Here is a 16,420-nt window from a genome sequence, read left to right on the forward strand (position 1 = left end):
AGGTTGCGAAACTCGCCTGCGGCGTTGCCTTGAACCGGCGCCGCGTTGGTCGGCAGGTGGTCGGCGGGAGACAGGAAAATGTCGGAACTGGCTCGGACATGGTCGTAGCGTCGCGTTCGCCAAATCCCGCCGCGCGGCATAAGGCGGGCGTAATTCAGACTCCGGAGCGAGCATCGCCATGAAAACCCATGTCAAAGCCCTAGTCGTCGGCGGCGGCGCCGTCGGAACCGGGATCGCCTACCACCTCGCCAAAGCCGGGTGGGATACGATGCTTCTGGAACGCGACGAGCTCACCTCCGGCTCGACCTGGCATGCTGCGGGACTTCTGCCCCTGTTCAACATGTCCTACGCGACGACGCACATCCACAAGTACTCGGTCGACTTCTACAAGACCCTCGAGGCCGAGACCGGCCTGAACGCCGGCTTCGCCGTCGTGGGCAACCTGCGCATGGCGCAGACCGATGCGCGGATGGACGAATACATGCTGTACTCGTCGGTCGCCGAGACCGCCGATGTCTACCATGAATTCCTCACGCCCGCGCAGATCAAGGAGCGCTGGCCGCTGGTCCGCACCGAGGACCTGAAGGGCGCTCTGTTCCACCCGCAGGACGGCTATATCAACCCCGCCGACGTGACCCAGGCGATGGCCAAGGGCGCCCGTCAGCTCGGCGTGACGATCGAGCGCAAATGGCAGGTCGACGGCTACAAGTGGACCGGCTCGGAATGGATCGTCTCGGTCACGAAGATGGTCGAGAAGGGCGGCAACCTGGTTCCGGGCGAAGAGACGGCCGAAATCCGCGCCGAGCATGTCGTCACCGCGACCGGCAACCACGCCCAGCGCACAGCGCGCCTTCTCGGCATCAAGATCCCGGCGATCCCGGTCGAGCACCAATACATCGTGACCGAGCCCGACCCGGCGCTTCAGGCCTGGCGCGCTGCCGGCAACGCCGAGCACCCCGTTCTGCGTGACGCCGATGCCAAGTGGTACGTCCGCGAAGAGCGCGGCGGCTGGATCCTCGGCCCCTACGAGCGCAACGCGCCGGCCCGTTTCCTCTACGACGTGCCGGAATCGTTCCGTGCCGACCTCTTCCCGCTCGACCTCGAGCGGATCGAGGAAGAGTACATGTCGATGATCCACCGGATCCCGTCGTCCGAAACCGTCGGCCTCAAGGACGACTTCAACGGCCCGATCTGCTACACGCCCGACGGCAACCCGCTGGTCGGCCCGGCGCCGGGCCTGCGCAACATGTGGCTGGCCGAAGGCTTCTCGTTCGGCATCACCGCTGCGGGCGGCACCGGCTACTACCTCGCCCAGATGATGACCGAGGGCGAAGCCGAGATCGACATGGCCTCGCTCGATCCCAAGCGCTACGGCTCGTGGATGACCACGGAATACGCGGCGCGGAAGAACGAGGAGTGCTACGAGCACGTCTTCATCCTTCACCACCCCGACGAGGAGCGCGAAGCCTGCCGGCCGCTGCGCACCTCGCCCGCCTACGATCGCCAGAAGTCGCGCGGCGCGCAGTTCGGCCAGGTTAACGGCTGGGATCGCCCGAACTACTACGGACCGCTGGATGCGGCGCCGGACTTCGACCACAACTCCCGCAGCTTCCGCCGTGGCGGCTGGTGGCAGTACGCGGTCGACGAAGCCAAGGCGATCCGCGAGACCGCCGGCCTGATCGACGCGACGGCCTTCACCAAGCACCTCGTGCGTGGCCCCGGCGCGACGGCGTTCCTCGACTGGTTCACCTGCAACGCGCTGCCGAAGGTCGGCCGCATCAACCTGACCTATGCGCTGACGCCCACCGGCACGACGCGGACGGAGTACACCATCGTCCGCAACGGCGAGAACGACTACTATCTCGTCTCCGCCGGCGCCTGGACGGCCTATGACGCGGACTACCTCCGCAAGTCGGCCGAGGACTTCATGGCGAACGGTGGCGGCTACCTGGACATCCACGACGTCACGACCCAGTGGGGCGTCTTCGCCATCGCCGGTCCGAAGTCGCGCGACATCCTGAAGGAGATCGTCAAGGACGCCAATCCCGACACGGTCCTGTCGAACAAGCGCTTCCCGTGGCTCTCGGCCCGGAAGATCGAACTCGGCATGTGCCCGGTCAACGCGATCCGCGTGGCCTACACCGGCGAACTCGGCTGGGAACTGCATCACCCGATCGAGATGCAGAACTACCTCTTCGACCAGCTGATGGTGGCCGGTGAGAAGCACGGGATGAAGCTCGTCGGCGCCCGCGCCCAGAACTGGCTCCGCCAGGAGAAGTCCTACCGCGCCTTCGGCACCGAACTTGGCCGCGACGCGACGCCGATGGAGGCCGGTCTCGACCGCTTCATCGACCTGTCGAAGGACTTCCAGGGCAAGCAGGCGATGATCGACACGGGCGTCCGCTTCAAGTGCGTGACGGTCCTGATCGACGGGCCGGCTGACGCGGATCCGTGGGGCAAGGAAGCCATCATCGTGAACGGCGAGAAGGTTGGCCGTCTCACTTCCGGCGGCTATTCGGTGGCCTTCGGCAAGCAGATCGGCATGGGCTATGTCCGCCCCGATCTGGCCGAAGTCGGCACGAAGCTGCAGGTCCGGATGTTCCGCGAGCTCTACGACGGGGTCGTGACCGAGGACAGCCCGTTCGACCCGACGAACGCACGTATCCGCGTCGACGGCTGACAAGACAGAGAGGTCCGGGGGATGCCCCCGGACCTCTTGAACCATTCAAGCCAGTTACTCGTCAAAAACTGGAAGTCAGCGGCCGAAATCGGCTGCGGTTATGACCCCATCGCCGTTCCGGTCGCGCATTGCGAACCAATCGGCCGTTCCAGCCAAGAATTCAGCCCGTACGATCACGCCGTCACCGTCCGCGTCGAAGCGCTTCATGCCCTCGGCGGCGGGTTGTGCGAAGTCGGCGCCCCCTTGCATTCCGCGACCGTGACCCCGGCCCCCGCCCATGGCGTGGTGGCCCTTTCCGTTGCCGGGACCATGTCCCGCCTCGGCCTCAAGCGCCCGGTGTTCGTCGATAAGCGCGAATTCCGCTGCCGAGAAGATTCCGTCGCCGTCCTGGTCGAACATCTCGAAGATCGACGCACGGCGTTCTTCGGCCTCGACGAGCGTGACCCGGCCGTCACCGTCGGCATCCCATTGCTGGATGAATTCGGCGCCGCGCGTGTTGGCGGTGGCGATACCGGCGACGAGGGCAAGCGCGGCGGCGAGGGGGAGGGTGCGTTTCATCTTGCGTCCTTTCACATTCATGCAACTGCATGTGTAGAACGCGGCCGCCCCGCATTTCCGTCGCGGGGCGGGTCAGAATGTCGCAAGTGGGCTCAACCCGCCTTCTCGGCGAGCTCGTCCCAGCAGGCCAGCGCGTGGGCGGCGTACATCAGCGCCGGCCCCCCGCCCATCTGGATCGACATGGCGAGGACGTCGCAAAGCTCCTCCCGCGTCGCGCCGGCCTTCATCAGAGCGTCGATATGGAAGTTGATGCAGGGCGTGCACTGTTGCGCCACCGCGATGCCCACAGCCACGTATTCCTTTTCCTTGAGGCCGATGACGCCTTCCTCCTTCACCGCCTTCGAGAGAGTGGCGAAGCCGCTGGTCGCGCCGGGAACGGCCTTGTAGAGGCCGCGGAGTTCGTTCCGCATGTCGGCGATCTGGTCGGTGTAACTCATTGAAACCGGTCCTTTTGCGTGGGTTTGCGCAGGCTTCGCACGAGGGCCCCGCCGCCGCCTTGATCGGGGTCAAACCGGGCGGCGGAAGGCGAGGACGAGGTTGTTGGCGGGCATCTCGACGCGGTCTTCGGGCGCGAGGCCAGCATCGGAAGCCCAGCGGGCGACTTCGGCGGTGTCCTTGTAGCCGATCTCGGGGTCCTGGGCGCGGAGGGCCGCGTCGAAGCGGCGGTCCCCCTCGCTCGTCAGCGCGCCGTCGCGCCGGAAGGGGCCGTAGATCATCGCAAGGCCGCCGGGAACAAGGGCCGCGCCGATGCCTTCGAGGACGTGGCGGGCTTCCGCCCCGGAGATCAGGTGGAGGAGGTTCACCGCCAGGATCAGGTCGAAGCCCGCGTGACGCCGGCCCCAGCCGGGCTCGGCCGCGTCCAGCAGGATCGGAGGACGGAGGTTGGGCAGGCTGGCTGCCTCCACCCACGCAGAGATGCTGGCAAGGGCAGCGGGATTTGCGTCCGAAGGCTGCCATTCAAGGCCGGGAAGCGCCGCGGCGAAACACGCGGCATGCTGCCCGGTGCCGGAGGCGATTTCGAGGACGCGACCACGCGCGGGGGCGCGGCGGGCAAGCTCTGCGAGGATCGGTTCGGCGTTTCGTTCAGCCGAAGGGGCGCAAAGGCGGGCATCGGCGCCTGCGGCAAGCGCGGCGGAATCCGGAAGGGAAAGGTGGCGGGGCGCCATCAGCCGAAGCGGGCCGGTGACAGCGCGGCGACCGTCGTGGCGTCGAGTTCCGGCGCGCCTCCCCCGATCAGGTCGGCCGCGAGGCGGCTTGCGGCGGGTGCGGTTTGGAAGCCGTAGCCGCCTTGGCCCGCGAGCCAGAAGAAGGCGGGTTCAACGGGGTCGTGGCCGATCACGAGCACACGGTCTGGCGCAAAGGTTCGCAGGCCCGCCCACGAGGCGAGGAGGCGCGTGACGGGTTCGGTGACCATTTCCTCGTAGCGGGCGAGGCCCTCGGCAAGCACCATGTCGTCGGCCCAGGCGTCGTGCGGGTCCATGAGGTGTTCCTCGGCGGGCGAGACGATCAACGCGCCGGCGTCGGGCTTGGCATACCATGTTTCACCCGCGCCGAAGATCATCGGCCAGGCGCGGATGTCATGGCCACCGGGCGCCGGGATCCGCGCCATCGAACGGCGATACGGAGTGAAGCCCAAGGGTGCGACGCCGGCCATCCTCGCCACCTCGTCCACCCAGGCGCCGGCCGCGTTGACGATGATGCGCGCTGAGTGAGTGCACGTCGCGGTATCGGCCTCCCACCCGGCGGATGTGCGGCGGATCGCCGTCACGCGGGCTCCGGTCAGAACCTTTGCCCCGTTCGCCTTGGCCTCGCGCTGGAAATCCTGGATCAGCTTGTCGGTGTCGAGATCCCATGCGTGTTCGGCGTAGGCCGCGTGCTCCAGGGCGTCAGCGCGTAGAATCGGCACCATGGCGCGGGCTTCGGCAGGGCTGATGCGCGCGAGATTCATCACCGCCGCTTCGTGCTCGAATGCATCGCGCAGCAACTGTGTCGCGACGATCATCAGGCCGCGCGGCGAAAGAACGCCGCCATTCGCGCGGCGGTGATGGTCGTCGCTGGCGAGGCTGAGCGCCACCACGGGCGGCAGGCCGTAGTTCGGCTCGAACAGCGCGGCGGAGCGGCCCGAGGCGTGGTGGGCAAGGTGGTCCTCGGCCTCGAGGAGAGTCACCCGGCCGAGGTGCGACAGCCGCGCCGCGGCAGAGACGCCGGCGATGCCGCCGCCGATGATCAGGAAATCGTCCATGGTTCTCCCTCGCGCAATCGTGGGCAGACTAGCCGCAAAGCGCGCGTCGGCAAGGGCACAGTTCGTCTTTCGGGGTGGGTATGCTGCGCCCCGCACCCGGGGGCATACCCGCCGTTTCCGGGAGCCGAAAAAAACCGGCCCGCGCGGAGAATTGCGCGGGCCGTTCAGCTTGCCGGGGCCGAAGCTCAGCCCTTCGTCACTTCCTTGAGCTTGGCGATGCCGAGAAGGTCGAGCATGGCCTTTTCGTAGAAGGTCTCGCTCTTGCCCTTCCGCATCTTCCCGAGGAAGTATTTCTCGAACCCGATCTTGGCCTTGTGCACCCACTTGCCGTGCGACGCCCAGTTGACGTTGCGCGGCGGGATCTGGGGTTGGGCCACGAAGGCGACGCCGGAGTCGCCGAAATCTGCGAGGCAGACAGCGTTCCAGGTGCCGACGTTGTCGGGTTCCTGCCCGCGCAGGATCTGGCCGATGTTGAGCGCGGTGGCGGTGACCATGCTCTCGATCATGAAGCCGGTCTTCGGCACGCCGCAGGGCACAGGGGTCGGCCCCATCGGCGGGATCGCGATGCAGACGCCGACGGCGAAGATGTTAGGATACTTCGGGTTCCGCTGATGCTGATCCACGATGGTGAAGCCGCGCGGGTTCGACAGCCCCTCGATCCCCGAGACAGCCTTGATGCCGCGGAAGGCGGGAAGCATCATCGCGAATCCGAAGGGCAGTTCCTTTTCCGCCTTGACCGACCCGTCGTCGGCGATCTCCTCGACGAACATCTTGCCTTCCTCGACCTTCTTCACCTTGGTCGAGGTCATCCACTTGATGTGGTGGTCGCGCATTTCGGCTTCGAGCAGGCCCTTGGTGTCGCCAACCCCGTCGAGGCCGAGATGCCCGATGTAGGGCTCGGCGGTGACGAAGGTCATCGGCACCTTGTCGCGGATCTTGCGCCGGCGCAGTTCGGTTTCGAGGATGAAGGTGAATTCGTAGGCCGGACCGAAGCAGGACGCGCCCTGCACCGCGCCGACGATGATCGGACCCGGGTTCTTGCAGAAGTCTTCGAATCTCGTGTAGGCGGCCTCGGCATGGTCGACGTGGCAGATCGACTGGGTGAAGCCGCCATTTGGGCCGAGGCCCTCGATCTCGTCGAATGCAAGTTCGGGCCCAGTGGCGATCACGAGGAAGTCGTAATCGACCGAGCTTCCGTCCACGAGTTCGATCTTGTTCTGTTCGGGGTGAACCTTCTCGGCCGCGACGGGGCGGAACCCGATGCCCTTCTTGGCGAAGGTCTGGGCAAGGTCCACGGTGATGTCACGCCGGCTGCGCCAGCCCACGGCCACCCAGGGGTTCGACGGAACGAAGTGATACTGCGGGTCCTTGGTGACGACCGTCAGCTTGTCTTCTGGCCGAAGCTGATCCTTCAGTTCGTAGGCCATGATGGCGCCGCCAAGTCCGGCGCCGAGAACCACGATATGTGCCATCGGAAATCTCCTCCCGTCTGCGAGCGGCCTGTCCGCCGCTCACATTCTTTCCTTGGAATTTGACTGCCCGGTATGATTCAGGTCAACTTTCCGGCGAAAGCGACATGAAAAGGCCCGCCAGCGGCGGGCCTTTCCTGCTTTCCAGACGGGATCCCGGCGGCTTACTGCGGGATCTCGCCCTCGATGCCCTCGACATAGAAGTTCATGCCGAGCAGGTCGCCGTCCGGCGCGGTCTCGCCCTCGGCAAGCCACGGCGAGCCGTCCTGCTTGTTGATCGGGCCCGTGAACGGGTGGTAGGTGCCTGCCGCGATCGCGTCGCGGATCGCCTCGGCCTCGGCCTTGACCTCGGCCGGGACGGCCTCGGTGATCTCGCCGATCTCGACCTCGCCGCCCGCGATACCTTCCCAGGCGTCCACCTGCTCATAGGTGCCGTCGAGGAGCGCGCCCACGCGCTTCACGTAGTAGGGGGCCCAGTTGTCGACGATCGCGGAGACGCGGGGGCTGGGCTTGTATTCGGCCATGTCGGAGGCCTGACCGAAGCCGATGACCGCGCCGTTGGTCTTGGCGGCTTCGGCCAAAGGTGCCGTCGAGTCGGTGTGGGAGGCGATGACGTCCACGCCCTGTTCGATCATGGCCTTGGCTGCGTCGGCCTCCTTCGCGGGGTCGAACCAGGTATAGGCCCAGACCACCGTCAGCTGGACGTCCGGGTTCACCTTCTTTGCGTGGAGGTAGTAGGAGTTGATCCCCTGGATGACCTCGGGGATCGGAAAGGAGGCGATGTAGCCGATCTTGTTGGTCTTCGTCATCCGCCCCGCGATCGTCCCGATCACCGCGCGGCCCTCGTAGAAGCGGGAGTTGTAGGTCGAGACGTTCGGATGTTCGCGCTTGAAGCCGGTGGCGTGTTCGAACTTCACCTCGGGGAACTTGCCGGCCACGGCGTTCGTCGGGTCCATGTAGCCGAAGGAGGTCGTGAAGATGATGTTGCAGCCCGAAAGCGCCATCTGGGTCATCACCCGCTCGGCATCGGCGCCTTCGGGGACGTTTTCCTGGTAGGCGGTTTCCACCTTGTCGCCATAGGCGGCTTCGACGGCGAGACGGCCCTGGTCGTGCTGGTAGGTCCAGCCCCCGTCGCCGATCGGGCCGACATACACGAAGCACGCCTTGACCTTGTCCTGGGCAAGAGCGGCGCCCGGCAGCGCGAGCGCCAGCGCGGTGGCGGCGAGAAGGGTTCTGCGGTTCATCGAAGTCTCCTTGTTGGTCGGGGTCGTTGCCCCTGTGGCAGCTTTTGCCTCAGCGCGAGGCGTGGAAATTCTGTCCGAGAGAGGCTGGTGCGTTGAGCGCGGCGCGGCTTCGGTCGGCGGAAATTATCACGAGTACGAGGATGGTTATCAGATAGGGCGCCATCGACAAGTACTGCACGGGGATTGCGACGCCTGCCGCCTGCAGGTTCAGCTGAAGAACGGTCACGCCGCCGAAGAGATAGGCGCCAAGAAGCACGCGTTCCGCCTTCCAGGAGGCGAAGACGACGATGGCGAGAGCGATCCAGCCCGCCCCGGCGGTCATTCCTTCCGTCCATTGAGGGACGCGGATCAGGCTCAGATAGGCGCCGCCGAGTCCCGCGCAGGCCCCGCCGAAGAGAAGCGCCATGAGCCGGATGCGGATCACCTTGTAGCCGAGCGCGTGGGCCGCGTCGTGGCTTTCCCCGACAGCGCGCAGGATCAGCCCCGCGCGGCTGTATTTCAGGAAGGCCCAGGTGGCGGCGACGAGCGCGAGCGAGCCGTAGACCAGCCAGTCGTGGCTGAAGAGGATCTTTCCGAGAACGGGCAGGTCCGACACCGGACCGAGATCGAGCGCCGCCGTCGCGGGCGGGCGGATCCCATTGTAGCCCTGCCCCATCAGCGAGGAGAGCCCGAGCCCGAAGAGCGTCAGCGCGAGGCCCGTGGCGACCTGGTTCGACAGGAGGATCTGCGTCAGGATACCGAACAGAAGAGCCATCAACGCCCCGCCACAGGCCGCGGCCGCGAAGCCCACAAGCGGCGAGCCGCTTTCCACCGCCGCTATGAAGCCCGTGATCGCGCCGACGATCATCATGCCCTCGACCCCGAGGTTCAGGACGCCGGCCTTCTCGACGATCATCTCGCCGATCGCGGCGAGGAGGATCGGCGTGGAGGCGACCATCAGCGAGGCGATGAGAAGGACAGGGTCGATCGAGCCGATCATCGTGCGACCTCCACCCGGCCGAAGCGCAGCCGGAAATTCGCGAAGACGTCGAAGGCAAGGAGGAAGAAGAGGAGCATCCCCTGGAATGCCTGGATCGCCGCCGAAGGCAGGTTGAGCGTGAGCTGGGCAAGCTCGCCGCCGATGTAGGTCAGCGCCATGAGAAGCCCGGCGAGAAGGATTCCGACCGGGTGAAGCCGCCCGAGGAAGGCCACGATGATCGCCGTGAAGCCGTAGCCCGACGCGAAGTCGGTCGAGATCTGGCCCGCCGGGCCCGAAACCTCGAAGAGACCGGCGAGGCCTGCGAGCGCGCCCGAGATCCCGAGGCAGATCGCGGTGAGCCGTCCGGGGCTGACGCCCGCGAAGCGCGCGGCCCTCGGCGCCTGGCCCGCGACGCGGACCTGGAAGCCGAAGATATGCCGCGACAGGAGCACGTAGCCGCCGATCACCGCGAGGAAGGCCGTGACCGTGCCCCAGTGCATCCCCGTCCCGGCGAAGATCTCGGCGTTGTGGGCGGCGGGGAACTGCTGGAAGTTACGGCTTCCCGGAAAGCCCATGCCCTCCGGGTTCTTCAGCAGCCCGAAAGACGCCGCGGAGAGGATATGCCCGGCGACATAGACGAGCATCAGGGAAACGAGGATTTCCGAGGTGTTGAACCTCACCTTGAGGATCGCCGGGATCATTGCCCAGGCCCAGCCGCCAAGGGCGCCGGCGAGGATCATCAGGGGGAAGATCAGCGGGCTTTCCGACGGGTAGAAGGCGAGGCCCGCGCCCGCGCCGCAAACCGCGCCGATGATGTATTGCCCCTCCGCGCCGATGTTCCATATCCCGGCGCGGAAGCCGAGCGATAGGCCCACGGCGATGACGATGAGCGGACCGGCCTTCACCAGAAGCTGCGGGCGCGAATAGCTCGCGAACTGGCCGAACAGGGGGTCCCAGAAGATCGTGCGGATGGCGACGAACGGATCCTTGCCGAGCAGCGCGAACAGCACGCCACCGGCGATCATGGTGGCGAGGACCGCCAGAAGGGGCGTGGCGGTCGACCAGAACCGCGAGGCGGAAGGGCGACGCTCAAGCCTCAGCATGGTGGACCTCCGCCAAATGCATGTCGTGCGCGCCGCCGAGCATCAGGCCGATCTCGTCCAGCGTCAGCCCGTCGGTCGGGCGTGGAGCGGACAGCCGCCCCTCGTTCAGCGCGGCAAAGCTGTCGGCGACCTCCATCAGCTCGTCGAGGTCCTGGCTGATGACGATCACCGCCGCGCCCTTCGCGGCGAGATCGAGCAGCGCCTGCCGGATCGCGGCTGCGGCCGCCGCGTCGACGCCCCAGGTGGGCTGGTTGACGACGAGCACCTCAGGACGCTGCAGCACCTCGCGCCCGATCACGAACTTCTGGAGGTTGCCCCCCGAAAGCGCCCGCGCGGCGACATCGGGTCCCGGCGTGCGCACGTCGAAGCCCGAAATGATGGCCTCGGCGAAGCGCCGCGCGCCCTGCCAGTCGACGAAGCCATGGCGCAGCAGGCCACGGCGGATGCTGCCGGTCAGCGCGGCGTTCTCGGTCAGGTTCATGTCCGGGGCGGCCGCATGGCCGAGCCGTTCCTCCGGCGCGCAGAGAAGTCCGCGCGCGCGGCGCGCGTTCGGTCCGAGGTTGCCGATTTCCTCACCCCTGAGCGTGATCGCCCCCGGCGGAGAGAGCGCTTCGCCCGACAGCGCCGCGAGAAGCTCGTCCTGCCCGTTCCCTGCGACGCCACCGATACCGAGAACCTCGCCCGCGCGGAGCGTCATGCCAACGTTCTTCAGCACTGTGCCGAAGGGGTTCGCGGGCGTGAGCGACAGGCCCCGGACCTCGAGGACCGTCTTGCCCGGCTCGCCCGCTTCCTTCTTCGGGCTCTGAAGGGTCGCCCCCACCATCATCTCGGCCAGTTCCCGCGCGGTCTTCGCGCGCGGATCGCAACTTCCCACGACCTTGCCGTGCCGGAGGATAGTGGCGCCGTCGCAGAGCGCGCGGATCTCCTCGAGCTTGTGCGAGATGTAGAGGATCGAGGTGCCTTCCTCGGCCAGTTGCCGGAGCGTGTCGAAGAGGATCTCGACCTCCTGCGGGGTCAGGACGCTCGTCGGCTCGTCCATGATGAGAAGCTTCGGGTCCTGCAGGAGGCAGCGGATGATCTCCACCCTCTGACGCTCGCCCGCGGAAAGGTCGCCAACCATCCGCATCGGGTCGAGCGGCAGGCCGTATTCCTCGCTCACCTCCCGGATCCGTGCGGACAGGGTGCGTTGCGGGGGTGGGCTTTCCATGCCGAGCGCGACGTTCTCGGCGACGGTCAGCGCCTCGAACAGGCTGAAATGCTGGAACACCATCGCGACCCCGGCGGAACGGGCCGCGCGGGGCTCGGGCGGGGCGTAATCCTTGCCGTCGAAGCGCATCTTCCCGTCGTCCGGTCGGACGAGCCCGTAGATCGTCTTGACGAGCGTGGACTTGCCCGCGCCGTTTTCCCCCAGAAGCGCATGAACCTCGCCCTTGGCGACGGAAAAGGAAACGCCGTCATTAGCCACGACCCCCGGATAGGCCTTGGTGAGGCCCTCGATGGCCAGAAGTACGTCCCCCGTCATCCCGCGCGCTCCTTTTTCGTTCTGGCGGCGCCTTGTGCCTTGAGTAGCGCGGCGGCCACGCCCACGGCAATGGCCTGCGGGTGCTTGCCGAGGGAGGGATCGCCGATCGGGCAGTCGATGCGCCCGATGTCGGCGGCGCCGTGGCCGAGGGTGGCAAGCCGCGACCGGAACCGCGCCCATTTCGTCGCCGAACCGATAAGCCCAAGGCGCGCGAAGCCGTGCGTGAGGAGCCTGTGGCAAAGGTCGAGGTCGAGCGCATGCGAGAAGGTCAGCACCAGGTGTTCGGCATCCCTTGGCGCATGGGCGACGAGGCGTCCGGGTTCGGCTGCAACGATCTGCTCGACCCTCTCGGGGATAACGGGAGGGAAGCGGTCGGCCGAGGTGTCGACCCAGGTGATCGCGAAGTCCGGGAGCCGCGCGAGGACCGAGACGAGCGCGCGCCCGACATGGCCCGCGCCCCAGATCCAGAGCGTGCGGGAAGGGGCCGACGCAGGCTCCACCATCCAGCCTTCGACAAGTTGCGGGCTTGGCGCGAGCCCCTCGCGGGCGCGCTGGACCAGGCGCCGCACTGATAGCGGCATCTCCGCCGGGTCGCCGACCGGCCGTGCGATGACGGGGGCGTCGGGAAGGGCGGCCAGCGCCGTTCGGTCGAAGCGTTCGAGGACAATCGTCACCGCACCGCCGCAGCACTGGCCGAGCGCGGGGCCGAGCGGAACCTTCACCACGCGGGGCGCCGCGCCTTCGGCGAGCATGCGCCGCGCCCGGTCTGTCGCCTCCCATTCCAGCGTCCCACCGCCGATCGTGCCGTCCTGCCCGCTTTCCCAGACGAGCATCGACGCGCCAGTCTCGCGCGGGGTCGAGCCAGAGGCGCCCGCGACGACGATGCGGACGACGCTTCCATGCGCCGCGACGGCGCGGGCGAGGGCTTCGCGGTCAAAGCTCACGGGGTCCCCCTTGCGCGCCTGATCGCGCCCAGAACCCGCTCCGGCGTCGCGGGCGCGTCGAGTGCGGGGTAGTGCGGCCCGCAGGCAGCACAGGCGTCCGACAGCGCGAGAAAGGCGGAGATGCCCAGCATGAAGGGCGGCTCTCCCACGGCCTTGGAGCGGTAGATCGTCTCCTCCCGGTTCTCGCCGTCCCAGAGCGCGACGTTGAAGACGCGCGGCCGGTCGGAACAGGCGGGGATCTTGTAGGTCGACGGCGCGTAGGTCCGGAGCCGGCCCTTGTCGTCCCAGACGATCTCCTCCATCGTGAGCCAGCCCGCGCCCTGGACGTAGCCGCCCTCGATCTGGCCTACGTCGATCGCGGGGTTCAGGCTTTGACCGACGTCGTGCAGGATGTCCGCGCGCAGGATCCGGTTCTCGCCCGTCAGCGTATCGACCACCACTTCCGTCACTGCGGCACCATAGGCGAAGTAATAGAACGGGCGCCCGCGCCCCTGCAGCCGGTCCCAGTTGATCTTCGGTGTGGCGTAGAAGCCGGTTGCCGAGAGGCTCACGCGGCCCTGGTAGGCCCGCATCGCCGCCTCGGCGAAGGTCATCTCGTCATCACCCGCAAAGACCTTGCCGCCGGCGAAATGCACACGCCGCGGCTCGGTCTGATAGCGTTCGGCGAGGAAGACGGCGATCCGGTCCCGGATCGTGTCGCAGGCGGCCTTCACCGCCATCCCGTTCATGTCCGAGCCCGACGAGGCCGCGGTGGCCGAGGTGTTCGGCACCTTGCCGGTATCGGTCGCGGTGATCCTGACCGACCCCATATCCACCCCGAAGGCCGCGGCCGCCACCTGCGCGACCTTCTGGTTCAGGCCCTGGCCCATCTCGGTGCCGCCGTGGTTCAGATGTATCGAACCGTCCTGGTAGACGTGGACCAGCGCGCCCGCCTGGTTGAGATGCGTGAGCGTGAAGCTGATCCCGAACTTCACCGGGGACAGCGCGATCCCCTTCTTGAGGATGTCGTTCGCGGCATTCCACTCCGCCACCGCGCGCCTGCGCGCAGCGAAATCCGATCGCTTCTCCAGATCGGCGATGAGGCCGCGCAGGATGAAATCCTCGACGGGCATGTGGTAGGGCGTCGTCGCAACGCCCGCGTCTTTCCTATCGGATGTCGCGGGTGCCTTCGCTTCCGGATAGAAGTTCCGCCGCCGCACCTCGACCGGGTCGAGCTTCAGCGCGTGCGCGACGTGATCCATCACCCGCTCGATCCCGATCATCCCCTGCGGCCCGCCGAAGCCGCGGAAGGCGGTGGCGGACTGGGTGTTGGTCCTGAGCCGGTGGCTCTCGATCCGGATGTTCGGCAGGTCGTAGGCGTTGTCCGCGTGCAGCATCGCCCGGTCGGCGACGGGCAGCGACAGGTCCTGCGCCCAGCCGCAGCGGACGAGGTGGCGGAACTCGATCCCCAGGACGCGGCCCTCGCGGTCCACGCCCGCGCGGTATTCGATCCGGAAATCGTGGCGCTTGCCCGTGATCGTCATGTCGTCGTCACGGTCATAGCGCATCTTGCAGGCGCGGCCCGTGGCGCGCGCCGCCACCGCGCAGGCGACCGCGAGCGCGTTCCCCTGGCTTTCCTTTCCGCCGAAACCGCCGCCCATCCGGCGCGTCTCGACGCGCACCGAGTGCATTGGCAGGCCAAGCGCCTCGCCCACCTTGTGCTGGATCTCGGTCGGATGCTGGGAGGAGGCCATGACCACCATCCCGTCCTCGGCCGGAAGGGCCAGCGCGGCCTGCCCCTCGAGGTAGAAGTGCTCCTGTGCGCCGGTTTCGAGCGTCCCTTCGATCACCCGCTCCGCGCCTTCTATGGCCGCGGCGGCAGCGCCCTTTTCCCAGACGACCGGCCCGCTCTCGAACCGGGACCCGGCGGCGATCGCGTCATCCAATGTCAGGATCGCGGGCAGTTCCTCATATTCGATCCTCCCCAGACGCGCCGCCTTTCGCGCCGCGAGATGTGTCTCGGCCACGACGAGGAAGACGGGCTGGCCCACGTGGTGAACCGTCCCCTGTGCAAGCAGCGGCTCGTCATGGGCGGAGGAGGAAACATCGTTGGCGAAGGGAAGGTCCTCTGCCGTCAGCACGGCGATGACGCCCGGCGCCGCGCGGGCCGCCGAGAGGTCCATTGCGGCGATGCGGCCATGCGCGACGGACGACAGGCCGAAGGCGAGGTGAAGCGTTCCGGCTGGGCTCGGTATGTCGTCGATGTAGCGCGCCTCCCCGGTGACGTGGAGGCGGGCGGAATCGTGGGGGAGCGGTCTGGAGATCGTCATGGGGAGACCTCCAGCACCGAAACCCGCGCGCCCTGGCTTTCATGCAGGTAGCGCAGCGCCATGTTCCGCGCGGTTTCCAGCCGGTACTCGGCGGAGGCGCGCATGTCCGAAATCGGCGCGTAGTCCTCCGCGAAGGCGGGGAACGCAGCCTCGACGGTGGCGAGTGTCCAGGGCTTGCCGGCAAGCGCTTCCTCCACGGCGGAGGCGCGCTTGGGAACACCGGCCATGCCGCCGAAAGCGATGCGCGCGCTGGTCACGGCACCCTCTTCGACGGTGACGTTGAAGCAGCCGCAAACGGCGGAGATGTCCTGGTCGAAGCGCTTAGAGAGCTTGTAGCACGCGAGCGCCGGGGCCGTTGCGGGGATTGTCACCGCCTCGATGAACTCGCCGGCGCGGCGGTCCTGCTTGCCGTAGTCGATGAAGAAGGACTCGAGCGGGATATCCCGACGCCCCTCCCCGCGCCGGAGGTGGAGCGTCGCGCCCATCGCGATGAGCGCAGGCGGCGCGTCGCCGATGGGCGAGCCGTTCGCGATGTTGCCGCCGATCGTCGCGGCGGCGCGGACCTGTTCTGAGGCAAAGCGGCGGAGAAGTTCGGCGAAGGCGGGGTGCGGGCCTTCCATCGCGGCGCGGAGCGCGGCGATGGTGACGCCCGCGCCGACGCGAAAGCCCACGGCCGTCTCATCGATCCGCTTCAGGTCGGCGCAGCCGTGAAGGAAGGCGACCTCGGGCAGGTCGCGGAGCGCCTTCGTCACCCATAGGCCGACGTCGGTCGCCCCGGCGATCAGCGTCGCCCCGGGGTGGTCGACATACCAGGCGGCGAGTTCGTCGGCGGTCTCCGGAAGGCAGGCGGGGGCCGACTTCCCCCGGGCCCCCGAGGATATTTCCGGCCAGAAGAAACGGGGATCGTCGCGGATCCAGTCCGGGACGGGGGCGGCATGGGCGGCCTCGGCGGCACGGACGATCGGCGCGTAGCCGGTGCAGCGGCAGAGGTTGCCGGCGAGGACGTCGTCATGGTCCGTGCGGCCATTCAGGTGTGCCGCGGCCATCGAGACGGCGAAGCCCGGGGTGCAGAAGCCGCATTGCGAGCCGTGGTGGTCGATCAGTGCCTGCTGGACGGGATGCAGCGCGCCGTCGGGGGCAGATAGGCCCTCGACCGTGCGGACTGCCTTGCCGTGAAGCTGCGGCAGGAACAGGATGCAGGAATTGACCGCACGGGTGCCGGCTTCATCCGTCAGCATCACCGTGCAGGCGCCGCAGTCGCCCTCGTTGCAGCCTTCCTTGGTGCCTTTCAGGCCGCGCGCCTCGCGCAGCCAGTCCAGAAGCGTCCGTGTCGCGGGCTCTCCGCCGACGCGCACCGTCTCTCCGTTCAGAAGAAACGTTATGTCGTTCAT

General features: G+C 67.5%; 13 protein-coding genes. 1 reads left to right on the top strand and 12 read right to left on the bottom strand.

Annotated features, from left to right (window positions below):
- Positions 1 to 178 precede the first annotated feature (178 nt).
- Positions 179 to 2,680 (top strand): GcvT family protein, encoded by a 2,502-nt coding sequence (locus tag ABCN56_RS11760; RefSeq protein ID WP_343080983.1) that lies wholly within the window; start codon positions 179 to 181, stop codon positions 2,678 to 2,680.
- A gap of 75 nt (positions 2,681 to 2,755) precedes the next feature.
- On the opposite strand, the gene ABCN56_RS11765 is transcribed toward ABCN56_RS11760, so the two are convergent.
- The 12 genes from ABCN56_RS11765 to xdhA all read right to left on the bottom strand — a co-directional run bounded on the left by ABCN56_RS11765 (position 2,756) and on the right by xdhA (position 16,420).
- On the bottom strand, positions 2,756 to 3,238 hold the full coding sequence (locus ABCN56_RS11765) for an EF-hand domain-containing protein (RefSeq protein WP_343080984.1): 483 nt from the start codon (positions 3,236 to 3,238) through the stop codon (positions 2,756 to 2,758).
- Between the two features lie 92 nt (positions 3,239 to 3,330).
- Complete coding sequence (locus ABCN56_RS11770; protein ID WP_343080985.1) at positions 3,331 to 3,675, bottom strand: carboxymuconolactone decarboxylase family protein; 345 nt, start codon at positions 3,673 to 3,675, stop codon at positions 3,331 to 3,333.
- Positions 3,676 to 3,744: 69 nt separating this feature from the next.
- Complete coding sequence (locus ABCN56_RS11775) at positions 3,745 to 4,404, bottom strand: DUF938 domain-containing protein (RefSeq protein ID WP_343080986.1); 660 nt, start codon at positions 4,402 to 4,404, stop codon at positions 3,745 to 3,747.
- The gene (locus ABCN56_RS11780) at positions 4,404 to 5,480 is read right to left on the bottom strand and encodes an NAD(P)/FAD-dependent oxidoreductase (RefSeq protein WP_343080987.1); all 1,077 of its coding nucleotides are present in this window, start codon (positions 5,478 to 5,480) and stop codon (positions 4,404 to 4,406) included. Before ABCN56_RS11780 ends, ABCN56_RS11775 begins: the two co-directional genes overlap by 1 nt.
- A gap of 185 nt (positions 5,481 to 5,665) precedes the next feature.
- Positions 5,666 to 6,952, bottom strand: a complete 1,287-nt coding sequence (locus ABCN56_RS11785; RefSeq protein WP_343080988.1) for an NAD(P)/FAD-dependent oxidoreductase — start codon at positions 6,950 to 6,952, stop codon at positions 5,666 to 5,668.
- Between the two features lie 161 nt (positions 6,953 to 7,113).
- Positions 7,114 to 8,193, bottom strand: coding sequence for a BMP family ABC transporter substrate-binding protein (locus ABCN56_RS11790; protein WP_343080989.1), 1,080 nt, complete (start codon positions 8,191 to 8,193; stop codon positions 7,114 to 7,116).
- A 49-nt stretch (positions 8,194 to 8,242) separates the two neighbouring features.
- Positions 8,243 to 9,172 carry an ABC transporter permease gene (locus tag ABCN56_RS11795; protein WP_343080990.1) on the bottom strand — a complete coding sequence of 310 codons (930 nt, stop codon included), beginning with the start codon at positions 9,170 to 9,172 and terminating at the stop codon, positions 8,243 to 8,245.
- Positions 9,169 to 10,254, bottom strand: coding sequence for an ABC transporter permease (locus tag ABCN56_RS11800; protein WP_343080991.1), 1,086 nt, complete (start codon positions 10,252 to 10,254; stop codon positions 9,169 to 9,171). The genes ABCN56_RS11795 and ABCN56_RS11800 overlap by 4 nt, the downstream gene beginning before the upstream one ends.
- A complete protein-coding gene (locus ABCN56_RS11805; RefSeq protein WP_343080992.1) occupies positions 10,241 to 11,776 on the bottom strand; it encodes an ABC transporter ATP-binding protein in 1,536 nt (511 codons plus the stop codon). The genes ABCN56_RS11800 and ABCN56_RS11805 overlap by 14 nt, the downstream gene beginning before the upstream one ends.
- Positions 11,773 to 12,720: a xanthine dehydrogenase accessory protein XdhC gene (gene xdhC / locus ABCN56_RS11810; protein WP_343080993.1), complete on the bottom strand. Its 948-nt coding sequence runs from the start codon at positions 12,718 to 12,720 to the stop codon at positions 11,773 to 11,775. The genes ABCN56_RS11805 and xdhC overlap by 4 nt, the downstream gene beginning before the upstream one ends.
- Positions 12,717 to 15,029, bottom strand: coding sequence for a xanthine dehydrogenase molybdopterin binding subunit (gene xdhB / locus ABCN56_RS11815; RefSeq protein WP_343080994.1), 2,313 nt, complete (start codon positions 15,027 to 15,029; stop codon positions 12,717 to 12,719). The genes xdhC and xdhB overlap by 4 nt, the downstream gene beginning before the upstream one ends.
- Complete coding sequence (xdhA, locus tag ABCN56_RS11820; protein ID WP_343080995.1) at positions 15,026 to 16,420, bottom strand: xanthine dehydrogenase small subunit; 1,395 nt, start codon at positions 16,418 to 16,420, stop codon at positions 15,026 to 15,028. The genes xdhB and xdhA overlap by 4 nt, the downstream gene beginning before the upstream one ends.

Origin of the sequence: Ostreiculturibacter nitratireducens (assembly GCF_032670585.1) — a bacterium.
GTDB classification, from domain to species: domain Bacteria; phylum Pseudomonadota; class Alphaproteobacteria; order Rhodobacterales; family Rhodobacteraceae; genus Ostreiculturibacter; species Ostreiculturibacter nitratireducens.